This window comes from Halovulum sp. GXIMD14793, assembly GCF_054457435.1.
In genome coordinates this window covers 1-16,666 of record NZ_JBTLNE010000014.1, presented here as the reverse complement: position 1 = coordinate 16,666, position 16,666 = coordinate 1, and the positions used below count along the sequence as shown (strand labels likewise).

At 59.8% G+C, this 16,666-nt stretch carries 20 protein-coding genes; 9 read left to right on the top strand and 11 right to left on the bottom strand.

Going from position 1 to position 16,666, the window contains the following annotated elements; genetic code table 11:
- Positions 1 to 90: 90 nt before the first annotated feature.
- Genes ACW9UQ_RS05455 through ACW9UQ_RS05425 form a run of 7 tightly spaced genes read right to left on the bottom strand, consistent with a single transcriptional unit; the run spans position 91 to position 5,087 of the window.
- Positions 91 to 687 (bottom strand): DedA family protein, encoded by a 597-nt coding sequence (locus ACW9UQ_RS05455; protein ID WP_458929991.1) that lies wholly within the window; start codon positions 685 to 687, stop codon positions 91 to 93.
- Positions 684 to 1,022, bottom strand: a complete 339-nt coding sequence (locus ACW9UQ_RS05450; RefSeq protein WP_458929990.1) for a hypothetical protein — start codon at positions 1,020 to 1,022, stop codon at positions 684 to 686. The genes ACW9UQ_RS05455 and ACW9UQ_RS05450 overlap by 4 nt, the downstream gene beginning before the upstream one ends.
- Before the next feature lies 1 nt (position 1,023).
- Positions 1,024 to 2,208 carry a vWA domain-containing protein gene (locus ACW9UQ_RS05445; RefSeq protein WP_458929989.1) on the bottom strand — a complete coding sequence of 395 codons (1,185 nt, stop codon included), beginning with the start codon at positions 2,206 to 2,208 and terminating at the stop codon, positions 1,024 to 1,026.
- Positions 2,209 to 2,379, bottom strand: a complete 171-nt coding sequence (locus ACW9UQ_RS05440) for a hypothetical protein (protein ID WP_458929988.1) — start codon at positions 2,377 to 2,379, stop codon at positions 2,209 to 2,211. It abuts the gene before it with no gap.
- On the bottom strand, positions 2,373 to 3,755 hold the full coding sequence (locus ACW9UQ_RS05435; RefSeq protein WP_458929987.1) for a DUF2927 domain-containing protein: 1,383 nt from the start codon (positions 3,753 to 3,755) through the stop codon (positions 2,373 to 2,375). Before ACW9UQ_RS05435 ends, ACW9UQ_RS05440 begins: the two co-directional genes overlap by 7 nt.
- On the bottom strand, positions 3,752 to 4,195 hold the full coding sequence (locus tag ACW9UQ_RS05430; protein WP_458929986.1) for a GNAT family N-acetyltransferase: 444 nt from the start codon (positions 4,193 to 4,195) through the stop codon (positions 3,752 to 3,754). Before ACW9UQ_RS05430 ends, ACW9UQ_RS05435 begins: the two co-directional genes overlap by 4 nt.
- A 55-nt stretch (positions 4,196 to 4,250) precedes the next feature.
- Entirely contained in the window at positions 4,251 to 5,087 is an 837-nt protein-coding gene (locus tag ACW9UQ_RS05425) for an AAA family ATPase (RefSeq protein WP_458929985.1), read from the bottom strand.
- 212 nt (positions 5,088 to 5,299) lie between these two features.
- On the opposite strand from ACW9UQ_RS05425, the gene dksA reads away from it, so the two are divergent.
- Together dksA and ACW9UQ_RS05415 are read left to right on the top strand one after the other, a co-directional pair.
- Positions 5,300 to 5,722, top strand: a complete 423-nt coding sequence (gene dksA, locus ACW9UQ_RS05420) for an RNA polymerase-binding protein DksA (RefSeq protein ID WP_458929984.1) — start codon at positions 5,300 to 5,302, stop codon at positions 5,720 to 5,722.
- Positions 5,723 to 5,755: 33 nt separating this feature from the next.
- The gene (locus tag ACW9UQ_RS05415) at positions 5,756 to 6,913 is read left to right on the top strand and encodes an FAD-dependent monooxygenase (protein ID WP_458929983.1); all 1,158 of its coding nucleotides are present in this window, start codon (positions 5,756 to 5,758) and stop codon (positions 6,911 to 6,913) included.
- A 30-nt stretch (positions 6,914 to 6,943) separates the two neighbouring features.
- Here ACW9UQ_RS05415 and xth read toward each other — a convergent pair whose 3' ends face one another.
- Positions 6,944 to 7,723, bottom strand: a complete 780-nt coding sequence (xth, locus tag ACW9UQ_RS05410; RefSeq protein WP_458929982.1) for an exodeoxyribonuclease III — start codon at positions 7,721 to 7,723, stop codon at positions 6,944 to 6,946.
- A 97-nt stretch (positions 7,724 to 7,820) separates the two neighbouring features.
- Between xth and ACW9UQ_RS05405 the strand changes: the two genes are divergently transcribed.
- The gene (locus ACW9UQ_RS05405) at positions 7,821 to 8,687 is read left to right on the top strand and encodes a hypothetical protein (RefSeq protein WP_458929981.1); all 867 of its coding nucleotides are present in this window, start codon (positions 7,821 to 7,823) and stop codon (positions 8,685 to 8,687) included.
- Here ACW9UQ_RS05405 and erpA read toward each other — a convergent pair.
- The gene (gene erpA / locus ACW9UQ_RS05400; RefSeq protein ID WP_458929980.1) at positions 8,652 to 8,987 is read right to left on the bottom strand and encodes an iron-sulfur cluster insertion protein ErpA; all 336 of its coding nucleotides are present in this window, start codon (positions 8,985 to 8,987) and stop codon (positions 8,652 to 8,654) included. The two genes, ACW9UQ_RS05405 and erpA, sit on opposite strands and share 36 nt — an antisense overlap.
- Positions 8,988 to 9,064: 77 nt before the next feature.
- Between erpA and ACW9UQ_RS05395 the strand changes: the two genes are divergently transcribed.
- Positions 9,065 to 10,219, top strand: coding sequence for a deoxyguanosinetriphosphate triphosphohydrolase (locus ACW9UQ_RS05395; protein ID WP_458929979.1), 1,155 nt, complete (start codon positions 9,065 to 9,067; stop codon positions 10,217 to 10,219).
- Between the two features lie 3 nt (positions 10,220 to 10,222).
- On the opposite strand, the gene ACW9UQ_RS05390 is transcribed toward ACW9UQ_RS05395, so the two are convergent.
- The gene (locus ACW9UQ_RS05390; protein WP_458929978.1) at positions 10,223 to 10,627 is read right to left on the bottom strand and encodes a hypothetical protein; all 405 of its coding nucleotides are present in this window, start codon (positions 10,625 to 10,627) and stop codon (positions 10,223 to 10,225) included.
- Positions 10,628 to 10,715: 88 nt separating this feature from the next.
- Positions 10,716 to 11,234: a hypothetical protein gene (locus ACW9UQ_RS05385; protein ID WP_458929977.1), complete on the bottom strand. Its 519-nt coding sequence runs from the start codon at positions 11,232 to 11,234 to the stop codon at positions 10,716 to 10,718.
- A 99-nt stretch (positions 11,235 to 11,333) separates the two neighbouring features.
- Between ACW9UQ_RS05385 and argS the strand changes: the two genes are divergently transcribed.
- From argS to scpB, 5 genes are all read left to right on the top strand, one after another.
- A complete protein-coding gene (argS, locus tag ACW9UQ_RS05380) occupies positions 11,334 to 13,055 on the top strand; it encodes an arginine--tRNA ligase (RefSeq protein ID WP_458929976.1) in 1,722 nt (573 codons plus the stop codon).
- A gap of 83 nt (positions 13,056 to 13,138) precedes the next feature.
- Positions 13,139 to 14,002, top strand: a complete 864-nt coding sequence (locus tag ACW9UQ_RS05375; RefSeq protein WP_458929975.1) for an SPOR domain-containing protein — start codon at positions 13,139 to 13,141, stop codon at positions 14,000 to 14,002.
- A 3-nt stretch (positions 14,003 to 14,005) separates the two neighbouring features.
- Positions 14,006 to 15,025, top strand: coding sequence for a beta-N-acetylhexosaminidase (nagZ, locus tag ACW9UQ_RS05370; protein WP_458929974.1), 1,020 nt, complete (start codon positions 14,006 to 14,008; stop codon positions 15,023 to 15,025).
- Positions 15,015 to 15,803 (top strand): segregation and condensation protein A, encoded by a 789-nt coding sequence (locus ACW9UQ_RS05365; protein ID WP_458929973.1) that lies wholly within the window; start codon positions 15,015 to 15,017, stop codon positions 15,801 to 15,803. Before nagZ ends, ACW9UQ_RS05365 begins: the two co-directional genes overlap by 11 nt.
- Positions 15,796 to 16,446 carry an SMC-Scp complex subunit ScpB gene (scpB, locus tag ACW9UQ_RS05360; RefSeq protein WP_458929972.1) on the top strand — a complete coding sequence of 217 codons (651 nt, stop codon included), beginning with the start codon at positions 15,796 to 15,798 and terminating at the stop codon, positions 16,444 to 16,446. Before ACW9UQ_RS05365 ends, scpB begins: the two co-directional genes overlap by 8 nt.
- Positions 16,447 to 16,666: the final 220 nt, after the last annotated feature.

Sequence of the window (16,666 nt, the reverse complement as noted above, 5' to 3'; positions counted from 1 at the left end):
TGGGTTTGCTTCCGCTTCCAGATGTGCAGTCCGGGCGTCCGAAGCTGTAATGAACATTCGATCGGTAAGGCTTTGGAAGCGCTGAGGGCTCTATGTCGGTTCCCGGCGTAGCTTTCGGATCAAAATGACGCCAAGGACCAAAGTGACAAGGGCAGCGACGGCCAGTGTGGCTGTTGCGGAGACCAGCGGCAGGAAGATCGCGACTTGGCTGGCCAGCAGGTAGCCAGTGAAGACAAACAGAAAGACCCAGACCATCTGACCAGCGATATCGCCAAAAAAGAATAGCGTTGGGTTCAGGCGCGCTGCGCCTGCGGCGATGTTGAGTGCGGGTCCCAGCGGGGGCAGCAGCCAACGGGTAAAGAAAACGGCAGGGCCGCCCCAGGTGGACAGAAGCTGCGCGGCGCGGTCATGGGCCTTTTGCCGTTCCGGGCTGCGGGCCGTATCACTGTCAGTCCGTGGGCCAACCAGCCGCCCGATCAGATAGCCCAGTGTATCCCCGACAACTGCTCCGCCCAAAGCGGCAATCAAAACCGCAGGCGCGCTCAGATCGCCCGTGGCAATCAGACCGCCCGCCACGACCAGCGCCAGCGAGGTGGGTAGCGGCAGGCCGATACATCCCAGTGCGACCATAACTGCCAGACAAGCAGGGCCATAGGCCGAAACCAGACCAACAAATGTTGTGGTCATTGTAAGCCTCCTGCATTCCGTACCGCCATCGCGACCGTGAACATGACCTCGCCTTCGTCCTTGCCGAGGCGTTCAGCGATCTGGGCAATGGTTTCGCGCTTGCCGCGCTCCAGGCCCAGTTGTTCCCGCAACGCTTCGAAAACCGTGTTGCCATGCACATCATAGGACCGCGCGACATAGCCGATGGTCATCCAGGGCGAAACGGCAGGCTCGCGATAGACGGTCCAATGGCTCCAGGCGGCGGTCAGGCGAACGGCAATCAACACGGTGGCCAAAAGGCTCAGGCAGAACGCGAAGGTCAGCCAGCGATGTTCGGTCCAGGCGCGGCGCAGCATGTCAGTTTCCCAGTGTTTTGGTTGCGCTGGTCAGACCTTCCAGCGTCATTGGATACATCTGGCCCTCGAACAGTTCAGAGATCATCTGCGTGGAGGGCGTATAGTGCCAGTATTGCTGCGGCTCGGGGTTGATCCAGACGCAATTCGGCCAGGTTTCGCGAGCCCGGCGCAACCAGACCTCACCTGCTTCGGGATTGTGGTGTTCGTTTGCGCCGCCAGGATAAAGAATTTCATAGGGGCTCATCGCCGCATCACCGACGAAGATCACTTTTGAATCTGCATTATACTTGTTCATCACATCCAAAGTCGGGGTCTGATCATTCCAACGTCTGTTATTGTCGCGCCAGACACCTTCGTAAAGGCAGTTGTGAAAATAGAAATATTCCAGTTGCTTAAACTCCGCATGTGCGGCCGAAAACAATTCTTCGACAATACGGACATGGGCGTCCATTGACCCACCGACATCCAGAAACAACAGAACGCGGACGGCGTTGCGGCGCTCAGGCCGAGTCACGACGTCAAGATATCCGTTCTGGGCCGTCGATCGGATCGAGCCATCCAGATCAAGTTCCTCATGCGCCCCGTCGCGGACCCACTTGCGCAGGCGTTTCAGGGCGACCTTGATATTGCGGGTGCCCAGTTCGACACTGTCATCAAGGTTCTTGAACTCGCGCTTGTCCCACACTTTCACGGCGCGGCGATGGCGGCTTTCGTGCTGGCCGATGCGCACGCCCTCAGGATTGTAGCCATAGGCACCGAAGGGGGAGGTTCCCGCCGTGCCGATCCATTTATTGCCACCCTGATGCCGCCCCTGTTGTTCTTTCAGACGTTCGCGCAGGGTGTCCATCAGCTTGTCAAAACCGCCCAGGGCCTCAATCTCGGCCATTTCTTCGGGGCTGAGATGCTTTTCTGCCAGTTTGCGAAGCCACTCTTCCGGCAGATCGGTGGCTTCCAGTATTTCGTCCAGGCTGACGGCATCCAGGCCGGAAAAGGTCGCGGCAAAGACCTGATCAAAGCGGTCGATATGGCGTTCATCCTTGACCAGTGTGGCGCGGGCCAGATGGTAGAAGGCCTCAACGTCGAAGGTCACAAGATCGGCCTGCATCGCCTCCAGCAGGGTCAGATATTCGCGGAGGGAGACAGGAACGCGGGCGGCGCGCAGGTCAAGGAACAGGCGCGTGAACATTCAGACCAGCCCCAGACGCACCACGATCAGGACCGCGACAAAGGCGAGGATGGCAAAGCATATGCCATGCGCCGCGCCATATTGCAGCTTGTCCAGCTGGTTGCCCTGACGCTCTGTGGCGCGCCACCAGCCAAATGCGAAGCCAAAAAGCGCAGCACTAATGATTACCATGGCGTTGCATTCCTTGATGGCGAACCACCCATTTCTTCCAAAGCGGCTTGTGCCCGGGCGATAGCCCCGTTCAGGTCACCAAAGGCATAGCGCGCCCATCTCATGCTGTTTAGCCGGGCGTTTTGGGCGCGGGTAGCATCTCCGGATTTCAGCAAAGCCTCGGCCCGGATGGCATAAAGACCGGAGAGCAGCACCGCATTCTCGCCACGCTCGGCCACCGGGATGGCTTGCGCGACCAGTTCCAGCGTGCGGTCATAGCGGGCCGATTCCAGTGCGATGATCGCCAGATGCAGCACGGCTTGCGTTGTGCGCACGTTATTGTCGCCAAGCTGCTGGCGCAGCTGCCGATAGGCTGCGGCAAAGTCCGCGGCGGCGGCATTCGAATTTGACCGCATGGTCAGCCGCCCCCGCGTCATCAGGGCCACCGCCAGTCGGTGGTCAGTAGGCTGCATCGCCTGGGCGATCCGCACGGCCGTATCAGCGGCCTTAAGCCGCCGGTTGCGGGCGTTGCCACGGGTCATGGCTGTCTCGATCTGCTTTTTCCAGCTGGCCGATTCCGGGGCCCGGGGTGGTTGCCCTGCGCCGCGGCCTTGCGGGTTGATGCTGTTCAGAACCTCAAGCGCGCGTCGTTTGGCAGCAGCAGGCGGCAGGCCCGAGCGCATTTGCGGGCTGTAAAGGACCCGCAGCATCAGCATGTCAAAGCTGGTCAGGATCGAATGGAAGTTGTCATCATTGAAAACCGAATCGGACAGTCGGTAGATATCGTTCGCAGGTCCCAGCGCCTGGCCGATTTCTTCGTGCAGACAGTCCCGCACATCCTGCGGCGTGCTGTCGGACGGCAGAAAAATCCCCGTGGTCCCCAGCGTGGTTTGATCCGACCAGCGGACACGGGCGCGCGAGGACCGGCGGCGAAATTCGGCCCAATTTGTCTCACCGGGGACGATAAAACAGGCGGCGCCGGGATAGGCGCGCTGTATCTCGCGGGTTGGCACTGCCTCGATATGGATTTGCGCTAGCGCCGGGTCGCGGGTGGATTGGATCGGCACGCCAGCTTCGTTGCGCAACCGCGCCAGCAGCCGCTCCAGATCGCGACTATAGGGGGCCAGCGATGGGGAGCGTAGAACCACCCGCACCGGGCCTTCATAGCGCAGCAGCCCGCGCAGCTTCTGGCCGCTTTCCAGCGCAAATGTCAGATCGACGAAATCCTGAGCCAGCGATGCATTGGACCGGGTCACACCGCGCGGCAGCCCGCCGCCATTGAATTGCACACCCCGCACCTGCGGCACAGCGGTGACCGGCGCGCGCGAGGCCGGGGGATTGGGCGCACAGGCGGCCAGTGTCAGGGCGACGGCACCTAATAGAATAAGGGGTTTCATGCGACCCTCCGCTGATACTTGATAAAGGGGGTGATCTCGGCGACCTGATCATAGAGCTTGCGCGCCGTGGTGTCGAAATCCTGCGTCAGCCAATAAACGCTTGGGCAGCCCGCGGCATCTGCTGCCTTGTAGACAGCCTCGATCAGCGCGCGGCCTGCGCCCGTGCCACGGGTGGTCGGATCGACGTAGAGGTCCTGCAGATAAACGACATCCTCGACCTTCCAGCCATGGCGGTGAAACAGAAAATGAACAAGACTGACGGGTTTGCCCTCGACCAGCGCCAAAAACCCCTTAAACTCCCGCGCATCGCCTGAGGTCAGCCGGTCAAAGCTAGAGCGATAGACCGTCTCGGGAACGGTGCTGTTATAAAACTCAAGATAAGCAGTCCAGAGACGTCGCCACTCGGCTTCGTCCCCACGCTCAATGCGCCGAATTTCCATGTGTCTGCCTCAATTTTCGCAGCAGGATAGCAGGCGCGCGTCATCCGGCAAAGCATTAGCCGCGTTTCGACATGAAAGCGAGGCGTTCAAACAACGCAACGTCCTGTTCGTTCTTCAGCAGCGCACCATGCAGTTTCGGCAAGGCCTCTTGCGGGGCGCGGCGCAGATCGGATGCGTCCAGATCCTCGGAAACCAGCAGTTTCAGCCAATCCAGCATTTCCGAGGTGGACGGCTTTTTCTTCAGCCCCGGCGTTTCGCGCAGCTCGAAAAACGTGGTCAGGGCCTGGCGCAGAAGGTCCTGCTTGATGCCGGGATAATGGACCTGGACGATCTGGGCGAGGGTGTCTTGATCCGGAAAGCGGATGTAGTGGAAAAAGCAGCGCCGTAGGAAGGCGTCGGGCAGCTCTTTTTCGTTGTTTGAGGTTATGATGACGATGGGGCGGTGCCTGGCGGTGATGGTTTCGCCGGTCTCGTAGACATGAAATTCCATGCGATCGAGTTCCTGAAGCAGGTCATTGGGAAACTCGATATCCGCCTTGTCGATCTCATCAATCAGCAGCACGACTCGCTGACCGGCCTCAAACGCCTGCCACAACTTGCCCTTGCGGATGTAGTTGCTGACATCCTCCACTTTGGGATCGCCCAACTGGCTGTCACGCAGGCGGCTGACGGCGTCGTATTCATAAAGCCCCTGTTGGGCGCGGGTGGTGGATTTGACGGCCCATTCCAGAATCGGCACGTCCAGCGCGCCCGCGACCTGCTTGGCCAGCTCCGTCTTGCCGGTTCCGGGCTCTCCTTTCACCAACAAAGGGCGCTGCAGCGTGATCGCAGCATTGACGGCCACCCGCAGATCATCGGTTGCGACATAGTTTTCGGTACCCTGAAACTGCATTGAATGCTGCCTTTCTTGCCTGCGTAGTCCGCAGCTAAGCCATAGGGCGAAAAACCGGGGACATCAAACAAACATGATCACGAAACGCGTGACATCCCGAGACAAAAGGATTAGAGCAGGCGCCACGAGGGGGGTGGTCCGGGCCGGGACGGCTGGGTCGGAAACGCCAGAGCAAGGACCGGACATTGGGTCAGACCAAGGGTAGTGCACGAATGAAAGCAGAGAACAACTTCAGCGATGACTACAAACCCGCTGAAGATGAGCCGTTCATGAATGAGCGCCAGCTAGAGTATTTCCGGCAGAAACTTCTGGACTGGAAAAATTCGATTCTTGAGGAAAGCCGCCACACAATCGAAGGCATGCAGGAAGGGACGCGTAATATTCCGGACCTCGCGGATCGCGCTTCGGAAGAGACTGATCGCGCCCTGGAACTGCGTACCCGAGATCGTGAGCGTAAGGTGGTTTCCAAGATTGATGCGGCGTTGCGCCGGATCGACGAGGGAAGCTACGGGTATTGCGAAGTGACCGGGGAACCGATCAGCCTGAAACGGTTGGATGCCCGTCCAATCGCGACACTGAGCCTTGAGGCCCAGGAGCAGCATGAGCGGCGTGAGCGGGTTCACCGCGACGATTGAGATTGACCGGCACCTGCGTGATTGGGGTGCCGGATGCCGCTGAACGGACAGCGGATTGCCGTGGTGGGCGCAGGGGTTGGCGGTGCGGCTGCGGCCTTGGCTTTGGCGCGTCATGGCGCTGTTGTATCTGTATTTGAGCAAGCCCCTGAGGCTAAAGAGGTTGGGGGCGGTTTGCAGCTTGGCCCCAATGCGGTCAAGGTGCTTGATGCGCTCGGTGTTGGATCGGAGTTGCGCCGGATCGCGACCCGCCCACTGGCCGGTTTTTTCCGTGATGGGTTAAGTGGTGCGCAGATTGCCCGTATCGCGTTCGGTGATGTGGCTGAGGCCCGCTATGGTGCGCCCTATTTGCAGGTTCATCGGGCCGATCTTTTGGGTATTTTGCTGAAGGCGGCGGGTGAAGCCGGCGTGACCCTGTCGCTGAACAATGAAATTTCAACGCCGCAGGACTTGAGTGCTTACGACATGATTGTCGGGGCGGATGGTCTGAAATCGAAGATGCGGTCTTACGTGGTTGGGGCTTCCGAGCCGAAATTCACCGGACAGGTTGCGTGGCGCGGGTTGGTTCCGGCTGAACGGTTGCCGGAGGGACTGCTGCCACAGGCGGTGACTGCCTTTTGGGGGCCTTACCGACATTTGGTCAGCTACCCTCTGCGCGGTGGGATGCTTTGGAATGTTGTGGCGGTAGAGGAACGTCGCTGCTGGACCGAGGAGGGTTGGCAGGCCAGTGCGTCGGTCCATGATGTCCGAAACGCTTTCGCGGGCTGGTGCACAGAAGTTGAGACCTTGCTGGACGGGTTGGAGGAAACGTTCCTTTGGGGCCTCTTCGATCATCGCCCATTGTCGCATTGGCATTGGGATAATGTTGTGCTGCTAGGGGATGCGTGCCACCCCATGTTGCCGTTTCTGGCGCAGGGTGCTGCGATGGCGATCGAGGATGCCTGGGTTCTTGCAGTGTGTTGCGATGCAGCCCCTCTGAACGAGGCCCTGGCGCTCTATGAAGCGCTGCGCAAGCCAAGGACGACAAAGGTGCAAAGACAAGCGGCAGGCAATGCGGGGATCTATCACACAGCACGGCCGGGGCTGCGACAAGCCAAACATTTAGCGGTACGGGTTGCCGCCGCTTTGCCGGGCGGGTTGCTGAGGCGGTTTGACTGGCTTTATGGCACGGATACGACCGAGGCAATGCGGTAGGGTGGGTTTAAACCCACCCTACAAGCTGCCTTAGGCGTTGAGTGTAATCCACACAGGTACGTGGTCAGATGGTTTCTCGCGGTCACGGATCTGCTTGTCGATGCCACATCCCTGCAGACGATCCGCCGCTTGGGGGGACAGCAGCAGATGATCGATGCGTATTCCGTTGTTCCTTTGCCATGCACCGGCCTGATAATCCCAGAATGAATAGGTCTCGGCTGCGGCATTGGTTGCTCGCACGGCATCCGTGAAGCCCAGATTGACGATCCGGCGAAATGCGGCCCGGCTTTCGGGGCGAAACAGCGCGTCCTCGGTCCAGACCTCAGGACGTGCCGCATCCTCGGCCTGCGGGATGATGTTGTAATCCCCGGCCATAAGCGCGATTTCTTCGGTCGCGAGCAGGGCTTGCGCGCGGTCATAAAGCCGCTCCATCCATCGCAACTTGTAGTCGAATTTCTCCCCGGGGGCCGGATTGCCATTGGGCAGGTACAGGCCGCACATACGCACCGCGACCTCGCCCATAACCGTTGCTTCGATCCAGCGCGCCTGTTCATCAGTGTCATCGCCGGGCAGACCGCGCGTCACATCCTCCAGCGGCAGTTTTGATAGGATCGCAACGCCGTTGAAGCCCTTTTGCCCATGCGTTTCGACGGTGTAGCCCAGATCCTCCAGCGGCTCCCGGGGAAAGGCCTCGTCGACCGACTTGATCTCCTGCAACAGCGCGACATCGGGGTCTGCCTCCTGCAGCCAATCGATCAGCGCGGGCAGGCGCGCTTTGATGCCATTGATGTTGAAGGTGGCAATTTTCATCGTAGGTCCCCGGTCATCCGACCCTTTGCTACCACCCGTGCCCGGCTTAAGCCAATGTTAAACATCGCAGGTCATGCTTTGCGCGATGGACAAGCATGTGATCAAGGTTTTTGGTGAGCGGAACACCGGCACACGGGCGGTGAACGCCATGCTCGCAGGGCTGGACGGCCTGCGCCGCCGCCTTGGCGCAGCACCGGCCACGGATGGTTCGCTTGAGGCTGCGATTGAGGCGCGCTTTACCGGTGGCTGGCGCAAGCAGTATCTTGAGGCGCTGCGCGACACCAGGATCACCGCCGATGATCCCTGGAAACACGCCTGTGCCAAGCTGACCCCTGCGATGGTTGAGGCGCGGGTCTCAACACTGTTCATGCTGCGCGATCCCTATTCCTGGTTTCTGGCTTTGGCACGTCGGCCCCACCACATGAAAGGCCCGGCCTCGGACGGGTTGGAGGCTTTTGCCGATCGTCCATGGATCACCGACCGGCGCGAAGGTGTGCCTGCGCTGGTCGCCTCGCCCATGGACCTGTGGTCATTGAAACTGCGCTCCTATCTTAACTTTGCAGACGATGCCTACGCGCTGGGTCTGCGCTGCGCCTTTCTGAAGTTTGAGGATTTTGTCGAGGATAACACGGGCAGCCTGCAGCGCGCGCTGGCGCACTTGCACTTGCCGGACCAAGGACTGAAACCGATACGGCGCAATACCAAGGGCGAAGGCCTTAGTGCGGATGACCTGGCGGCCTATTATCGGGACAAACGCTGGCAGGCCCGCCTGACCGCTCCGCTGGTGACGCGGCTGAATGCGCGGATTGACTGGGCTGTCGCAGAACGCCTTGGCTATACGCGGCTGGACCCGGCGGATTTCCCGGATAAGCTGGACCCGCTGCTTGCGGCGGCAATCCGGCGCGAAATGCTGGACCCCAAGGCGCTGCTAGATCGAAAAACTGGTGCCGCAGCCGCAGCTTGAGGTGGCGTTGGGGTTGTTGACCACGAAGCGTGCTCCGATCAGTTCCTCGGTGAAATCAATCTCGGCATTGGTCAGAAAGGGCAGCGATACCGGATCAATCAGCACCGCTTGTCCGTCACGTTGCAGCACAAGATCATCCTCGGCCGGGGTATCCTCTAGCGTCAGTTCATACTGAAACCCGGAACAGCCGCCGCCCTCGACCGCAACGCGCAGGTGTTTAACCGCGCCTGCGTCCTCGGCAATGCGGGCCAACTGCGCATAGGCGCGGTCGGTAACTTTGGGGGGCAGGGACAGGTCCATCTTTTCGCAACTGCATTATTGGGCTACACCCCGCCAATATAGGGTGCCTTTCGCGCCGCAACAAGTTCGGAGCCGTCATGGATCTTGCAGACTATGCCAGCCATCCCAATGCGTGCCGTGGCCGATTGGTGGCGGAACCGGGGTCGCAGCACCGCACAGAATATCAGCGTGACCGGGACAGGATCATCCACGCCTCTGCCTTTCGGCGGCTGAAACACAAGACCCAGGTGTTTGTCGAGCATGAGGGTGATTACTACCGCACTCGCCTGACCCACACGATTGAGGTGGCGCAGGTCGCCCGCACCATCGCCCGCACCCTGCGCCTGAACGAGGATCTGGCCGAAGCCGTCGCGCTGGCCCATGATCTGGGCCACACACCGTTCGGCCATACAGGCGAGGACGCATTGGCCGAGGTGATGGCCCCCTGGGGCGGCTTCGATCACAATGCGCAAGCGATCAAAATCGTGACCTCGCTGGAGCGGCACTATGCAGAGTTTGACGGGCTTAACCTGACCTGGGAAACGCTGGAAGGCATCGCCAAACATAACGGCCCGGTCACCGGCGACATCCCCTATGCGCTGGCGGCGTACAATGCCGGGCATGACCTTGAGCTGAACACCTATGCCAGTGCCGAGGCGCAGGTCGCGGCGATTTCCGACGACATTGCCTATAACAACCACGATCTGATGGACGGCTTGCGCGCCGGGCTGTTCAGCGAAGCGCAAATCCGGGATCTGCCGATCATCGGTCCGCAGTTCGAGGACGTGGACCGCCTGTACCCAGACCTTGCTCCAGCCCGCCGCCAGCACGAAGCGTTGCGCCGGGTCTTTGGCGTGATGGTCGAGGATGTCTTGCGCGAATCCGCACAGATTCTGGGTCGTGTCGCACCTAAATCACCGCATGACATCCGCGCCCTGGATATGTCCGTAATCCGCTTTTCCCGTCCGCTGGAGGAGGAACTGAACGTCATCCGCAAGTTCTTTTTTGACAATATGTATCGCCATTGGCAGGTGCGCCGGATGCGCCGCAAGGCAGGGATCGTCGTGACCGATCTGTTCAATGTGCTCATGGAAGACACCGGCCTTCTGCCCGACCAATGGCGGAAAGAAGCGAACTATGCGGGCGAAGGCGAGGGCGCGGCGCGGGTGATTTCAGACTACATTGCCGGTATGACCGACCGCTTTGCCTTGCAGGAACATCGCAAGATCATGGACCCGACGCAGAAAAGCTGACGCCTATTCGAATGTACGCTCCGGTCGCGCCCGGAAGATGTAGAAAATGCTTAGAAATGCGATCACAGTGCCGCAAAGTGCAAAGTAGGCAACGGACATCTTCCAAGCGTTGGGCGCGAAGACCGGCGGATAGTCAACATACCCACGCGGCTTTCCGGCAAGACCCAGCCAAAGATGGTACGATGTTAGGAAATAGATTGGGACCTGCACCACTACGGCGCCGATCCAGGCAAGGAGCTTGGGCGGAGATAAAAGGGAAACGGCCGCCCATAGGCCCAGTGACAGCAAAACCTCAGACGCTATCAGAAACTCGATAGACACCCCGACGAGAGTCTCGCGTGCGTACTCCAGATCAAAAAGATAGTTCGATATCTGGTCGAAGCCTATTTTGGGCTGAAGGTTTATCATTCCTGAAATGCCCGCGAGCAGAAAAAACTGTCCCGTGCGGCTGCCACGGTTAAGTGCCACTAAAGCGTTTCGAGTTTACCTTGAGACATCACCTAAAATCGAAACGCGTACACCATATAGGCTTATCACTGCGTTTCAGGATAATCTTTTGTCTCAGGTTTATCCCGAAACGCTTTAACGATAAAGAGGTCAGAAAAAATGCTACCACTATGCCTGCCCACAGCCAGGGGGCCAGCTTCCCTGGTGTCCAGGCCAGGGCAGAGGCTACGAAACCCTCGGATAGCAAGGTATCAAACAGGCTTTGGGCCGCTTGGATTGATATCGCAGTGGTAATCAGGCCCAAAGCCACAACAAGCCAGTTTGGCGCGCTTCTCCATGTTGCCTTGAGAACAACACAAGCAAGACAGCCGGCGCAAATCGCAAAAGCTATACTCTTTGCGAAGAGCATCATCTGAAAAATCCGCCCGCTCTCTGTGAGCCAGAGGCCGGGGTACATCATTTCGGCCATTATGAACGCATAGCTTGCCGCGCCGATGCCGCCAGAAATCGCGGCAAGCCTTAAAAGTCTGCCGTCGATATCAAGATAAGGTGCGGGGAAGTTTGTCATGTGATCGCTATCCGTAAACCAAAGCTCTGCACAGATAACCGCTGGTTCGCCAAGAAGCCATATGGTATCGGAACGCGAATTTGACAGAGACCTGAACCGATGAACCTGTTTGCCGATATCCACACGCTCGTCCTGAAAAGCCTTGAGGCGCTGATCGCAGAGGGGGTTTTGCCCGGCGATCTGCGATTTGACGCTGTTTCGGTCGAGCCGCCGCGCGATGCGGCGCATGGGGATATGGCGACCAATGCGGCCATGGTGCTGGCCAAGGCTGCGGGTGCCAAGCCGCGCGATCTGGCCGAGGCGCTGGCGGCAAAGCTGCAGGCGGAACCGCAGATTGCCAGTGCCGATGTGGCCGGGCCGGGTTTTTTGAACCTGCGGTTAAGCGATGGCATCTGGCAGGGCGTGGTCCGTTCGGTCCTGACAGATGCCACGGATTTCGGTCGGTCCACGCAAGGCGCGGGTGAGAAGGTCAATGTGGAATATGTCTCGGCCAACCCGACTGGTCCTATGCATGTCGGCCATGCGCGCGGCGCTGTCTTTGGCGATGCGTTGGCCAGTCTGCTGCTGTTTGCTGGCTATGACGTGACGCGGGAATACTACATCAATGATGGCGGCGCGCAGGTTGATGTGTTGGCCCGCTCCGTCTACCTGCGCTACCTTGAAGCGCATGGTCAAAGCGTGGAGTTTCCCGAAGGCACCTATCCCGGCGATTATCTGGTGCCGCTGGGCCAGGCCCTGAAAGACAAGGTCGGCGACAAGTTCGTCGAGATGGGCGAGCAGGGCTGGCTGGCTGAACTGCGCGAATACGCGACCGAGGCGATGATGGACCTGATCCGGGGCGATCTGGCTAGCCTCGGCGTCGAGATGGATGTCTTTTTCTCGGAAAAAGCGCTTTATGGCACAGGCCGGATCGAGGCCGCGATTTCCGATCTGGACGACAAGGGTCTGATCTATGACGGCATTCTTGAGCCGCCGAAAGGCAAGGTGCCTGAGGATTGGGAACCGCGGGAGCAGACCCTGTTCCGCTCCACCAAGCATGGCGATGACGTGGATCGGCCAATCAAGAAATCTGACGGCTCCTGGACCTATTTCGCGCCGGATATCGCCTATCACTATGACAAGGTGCAGCGCGGCTTCACCCAGTTGATTGACGTCTTTGGCGCGGATCACGGCGGTTATGTCAAACGGATGAAAGCGGCGGTGTCGGCCCTGTCGGACGGCAAGGTGCCGCTGGATATCAAGCTGATCCAGCTTGTGCGCCTGTTCAAGAATGGCGAGCCGTTCAAGATGTCCAAACGGGCGGGCACCTTTGTCACCTTGCGCGATGTGGTGGATGAGGTGGGCGCGGATGTGGCCCGGTTCACCATGCTGATGCGCAAGAATGACGCGCCGCTGGATTTCGATTTCGCCAAGGCGACCGAGCAGTCAAAGGACAATCCCGTCTGGTATGTGCAATACGCGCATGCCCGGATCTGCTCGGCCCAGCGTAAGGCTGGGGGTCTGGCGGAAGGGCCAGCGGATCTTTCCCTGCTGAGCCATGGTGCAGAGCAGGGAATGATGAAAAAGCTTGCCGAGTGGCCGCGTCTGGTCGAAGGGGCGGCCAAGGCGCATGAACCGCATCGGGTGGCATTCTACCTTTACGACCTCGCCAGCGCTTATCATGCCTATCAGAATCTGGGCAAGGAAGACCCCGACATGCGCTTTATCCGCGAGGACGCGCCGGATCTTTCTGCCGCGCGTCTGGCCCTGATCCGTGCCGTTTCGGTTGTGATTGCGGCTGGTCTTGGTATTCTGGGCGTGACTCCGAAAGAAGAAATGTAAAACGGCAGAAGCCAAAGAATATTTCGGGGTTGGAGCGGGGGCTGACACATTATATGGTGTTCGTCTAAAGAGGCTTTGACCAGATGCAGGATACGTTAAGGGGCGATTCTAAAGGACCCGGCTTCGGCGGGGCGGTTGGTGCGGCCACCAAATGGGGGGGCGCTGCGCTGTCGCTGTTGCTTGTGGTCTCGCTGATTATATGGGCGTATCGCCTGGGCACGCGCGATGCGCAGGCGGTCCCTGTCATCCGGGCCATGACCGATCCGGCCCGCGTTGCGCCAGAGAACCCCGGCGGCCTTATCGCTGAGCATCAGGGCCTTGAAGTCAATGAAATTCTGGCTGGCGGCGAAGCGGGCACACCGGATGCTGCAGAACTGGCGCCGGGCCCGGATACCCTTGCCGAGGAAGACTTGGCCGCCGGGAATCTACCTCCCATCGAGGAGGAAGGTGAAACCACCGTTGCGGCAATTGATGCGGACACGGCTACGACTGAGGCTGCCGAAGGTGTTGCGGCGGAAAGCGAAGCGGTGCCGGTGGTTCCCGGCGGTGACGTTCCTGGCGGTCCACCCCGTGCCTCAGACCGCCCGATCCCACGTCCGGCAAATCTGGCGGCGGCCGCGCCCGCACCAAGCCCGGGCAATAATGCAACCTCCGACGCCCCGGCACCGACACCATTTACGGAAACGCAGGTTCCTGCTGGCACCCGCACTGTGCAGATCGGGGCGTTTGACAGCCCGGGCGATGCCACCTCGCAATGGCAGCGGCTACAGAGCAATCACGCCGACCTGCTGGGTGGGCACAGCAACTATATTCAGAAGGCCGAATCGAATAACCGCACATTCTTCCGTTTGCGCGTCCTTGGCTTTGACGAAGCCGCGCAGCAAAACGCGATGTGCGAAGCGCTCAAGGCGCGCGGGGTGGAATGCATCCCTGTGACGGTGCGCTGAGCTATGGCGCGGGCGGTTATATTCGGGTGTGCAGGCCCGGTTCTGGATCAGAGCGAACGCGCCTTTCTGGCCGAAGCTGACCCTTGGGGGTTTATCCTTTTTGCCCGCAACCTTGAAACGCCCGATCAGATCCGCCGTTTGACGGCCGATCTAAGGGATGCGGTTGGGCGTGATGCGCCGATCCTGATTGATCAGGAGGGGGGGCGTGTCGCGCGTTTGCGTGCGCCAGACTGGACGGAATGGCCCGCACCACTGGATTTTCTGGATGGATTTCCGGATCTGGATACGCGGGTTGCTGCCATGCGGTTGCGCTATCACGTAATCGCGGCAGAGTTGCGAGATCTGGGCATTGACGTCAATTGTGCACCGATGGCCGATATCGCGCAGCCGCACACGCACCCGATCCTGCGGAACCGCTGCTACGGGCGCGAGGCTGATCAGGTGGTAGCCGTCGCGCGGGCGGTGGCTGATGGTCTGGGCGATGGTGGCGTGCTGCCGGTCCTCAAGCATATTCCCGGACATGGTCGCCCGCGTCAGGACAGCCATGCCGAATTGCCGGTCGTCGAAGAAAGTGCCGAGGTTCTGGCCGCGACCGACTTTGCCGCCTTTGCGGGCCTGTCCGACCTGCCGATGGCGATGACGGCCCATGTCATCTATACGCATATAGATCCTGAGAATTGCGCGACCCTGTCGCCCCGCATGATCGACATCATCCGCCGTCGCATCGGCTTTGACGGGCTGTTGATGACCGATGATTTGTCGATGCACGCGCTCAGCGGGCCATTTAGCGCCCGCGTTAAACAATCCCTGCAGGCAGGCTGTGACCTGATGCTGCATTGCAATGGCCACCGGCAAGAGATGGAAGAGGTTGCCTCTGCCACGCCGGACCTGGCCGGAAAAGCCGCCGACAGAGCGGAGGCCGCGCTTGCGGCCAGACCCGAGGCAAAACCGATCAACATCCCCGATGCGCTGGCGCAATTGGCACGATTGGGGCCAAAGCAGGAGCAGGTAAATGCCCGATGATCACTTCATAGAGCAGACAGACACCGCAGACCGTATCGTGGCAGAGGCGCTTGTCGTGGATGTCGATGGGTATGAGGGGCCGCTTGATCTTCTGCTGACCATGGCGCGGACCCAGAAAGTGGATCTACGCAAAATCTCGGTTCTGGCACTGGCCGAGCAGTATCTGAGCTTTGTGGAAACGGCGAAGAAGCTGCGCATCGAACTTGCCGCCGACTATCTGGTGATGGCGGCCTGGCTGGCCTTTCTCAAATCCCGCCTGCTGCTGCCCCCCGATCCCGAGGCCGAGGGGCCATCGGGCGAGGAATTGGCCGCGCATCTGGCGTTCCAGTTGGAGCGATTGGAGGCGATGCGCCGGGTTTCCGCGCAGCTGATGGCCCGTGATCAGTTGGGCCGTGATTTCTTCGCCCGTGGTGAACCTCAGGGCATCACCACCAAACGCAAGGTCGAATATCAGGCCAATATCCTGGAACTGATGCAGGCCTATGCGCGGATCAAAACCCGCGACGACTTCCAGCCGCTGCATATGAAACGCGGCCCGGTCTATAGCATGGAGCAAGCGCTGGAGCGGATGAAAGGTCTAATCGGCCATGCCATTGAATGGTCTGAGCTTGAGATTTTTCTGCCCGAGGGCTGGCGTCTGGACCCGAAAAAGCGCCGTTCGGCGCTGGCGGCGACCTTTGCGGCCTCGCTGGAACTGGTGAAGGCGGGCAAGCTGGAAATCCGCCAAAGCGAGACCTTCGCACCAATCTCGCTGCGACAAAGGTCTGCGCATGGCTGAGGACGACGCGCCCGAGGCCGAGGATAAGCAAGATCTCGACACCCTGTTCGACGCCCCGCCAATGGCCGAACAGGAACGGATGGTCGAAGCGATCCTGTTTGCCGCCGACAAACCGCAAAGCCTTAAGCAGGTTTCTGACCGCATGCCCCATGGTTGTGCCCCGGCAGAGGCCCTGGATCATCTGAGACGCCGCTACGAAGGGCGGGGGGTGACCCTGTTGAAAATTGGCGATGCCTTTGCCTTTCGCACAGCACCCGATCTGGGGTTCCTGATGCACAAGGAATCGGTGGAGCCGCGAAAGCTAAGCCGGGCGGGTATCGAAACACTGGCCATCATCGCCTATCACCAGCCGGTCACGCGGGCCGAGATCGAGGAAATCCGCGGTGTATCCGTATCCCGCGGGACCATCGACCTGCTGCTGGAACTGGAATGGATCAAGCTGGGCCGCCGCCGCATGACCCCAGGTCGCCCCGCCACCTTCGTCGTGACCCCGACCTTCCTTGATCACTTCGGTCTGGAAAGCGCCAGGGATCTTCCGGGTGTCAAAGAACTGCGCGACAGCGGCCTCCTCGACAACCGCCCGCCGCCCGGTGTGGTGCGCGAAGAGGGCGAGGAAGAGGGCGAGGAAGATATGTTCGAATGAGGCTTTGGCTTGCTCGTTGTTTCCGGTTGGAACTGCCTAGGGCCTGTTAACACTATTGCATAGTGCTGTTTTGTACAAAGTATCTGTTATGAATGAGATAGCAGAAAGCCACTACGCGCTGATCTGCCCCTACTTACCGGTTCAGCGCGGGAATGTGCGGGTTTCGAACCTGACCGTGATTAATGCGATCCTCTTTGTCGCCGAGAACGGCTGCAAATGG

Excerpts from the sequence above, each read along its gene's own strand:
- ACW9UQ_RS05455 (WP_458929991.1), bottom strand. The coding sequence starts at position 687 with ATGACCACAACATTTGTTGGTCTGGTTTCGGCCTATGGCCCTGCTTGT.
- ACW9UQ_RS05450 (WP_458929990.1), bottom strand. The coding sequence starts at position 1,022 with ATGCTGCGCCGCGCCTGGACCGAACATCGCTGGCTGACCTTCGCGTTC.
- ACW9UQ_RS05445 (WP_458929989.1), bottom strand. The coding sequence starts at position 2,208 with ATGTTCACGCGCCTGTTCCTTGACCTGCGCGCCGCCCGCGTTCCTGTC.
- ACW9UQ_RS05440 (WP_458929988.1), bottom strand. The coding sequence starts at position 2,379 with ATGGTAATCATTAGTGCTGCGCTTTTTGGCTTCGCATTTGGCTGGTGG.
- ACW9UQ_RS05435 (WP_458929987.1), bottom strand. The coding sequence starts at position 3,755 with ATGAAACCCCTTATTCTATTAGGTGCCGTCGCCCTGACACTGGCCGCC.
- ACW9UQ_RS05430 (WP_458929986.1), bottom strand. The coding sequence starts at position 4,195 with ATGGAAATTCGGCGCATTGAGCGTGGGGACGAAGCCGAGTGGCGACGT.
- ACW9UQ_RS05425 (WP_458929985.1), bottom strand. The coding sequence starts at position 5,087 with ATGCAGTTTCAGGGTACCGAAAACTATGTCGCAACCGATGATCTGCGG.
- dksA (WP_458929984.1), top strand. The coding sequence starts at position 5,300 with ATGAAAGCAGAGAACAACTTCAGCGATGACTACAAACCCGCTGAAGAT.
- ACW9UQ_RS05415 (WP_458929983.1), top strand. The coding sequence starts at position 5,756 with ATGCCGCTGAACGGACAGCGGATTGCCGTGGTGGGCGCAGGGGTTGGC.
- xth (WP_458929982.1), bottom strand. The coding sequence starts at position 7,723 with ATGAAAATTGCCACCTTCAACATCAATGGCATCAAAGCGCGCCTGCCC.
- erpA (WP_458929980.1), bottom strand. The coding sequence starts at position 8,987 with ATGGACCTGTCCCTGCCCCCCAAAGTTACCGACCGCGCCTATGCGCAG.
- ACW9UQ_RS05395 (WP_458929979.1), top strand. The coding sequence starts at position 9,065 with ATGGATCTTGCAGACTATGCCAGCCATCCCAATGCGTGCCGTGGCCGA.
- ACW9UQ_RS05390 (WP_458929978.1), bottom strand. The coding sequence starts at position 10,627 with ATGATAAACCTTCAGCCCAAAATAGGCTTCGACCAGATATCGAACTAT.
- ACW9UQ_RS05385 (WP_458929977.1), bottom strand. The coding sequence starts at position 11,234 with ATGACAAACTTCCCCGCACCTTATCTTGATATCGACGGCAGACTTTTA.
- argS (WP_458929976.1), top strand. The coding sequence starts at position 11,334 with ATGAACCTGTTTGCCGATATCCACACGCTCGTCCTGAAAAGCCTTGAG.
- ACW9UQ_RS05375 (WP_458929975.1), top strand. The coding sequence starts at position 13,139 with ATGCAGGATACGTTAAGGGGCGATTCTAAAGGACCCGGCTTCGGCGGG.
- nagZ (WP_458929974.1), top strand. The coding sequence starts at position 14,006 with ATGGCGCGGGCGGTTATATTCGGGTGTGCAGGCCCGGTTCTGGATCAG.
- ACW9UQ_RS05365 (WP_458929973.1), top strand. The coding sequence starts at position 15,015 with ATGCCCGATGATCACTTCATAGAGCAGACAGACACCGCAGACCGTATC.
- scpB (WP_458929972.1), top strand. The coding sequence starts at position 15,796 with ATGGCTGAGGACGACGCGCCCGAGGCCGAGGATAAGCAAGATCTCGAC.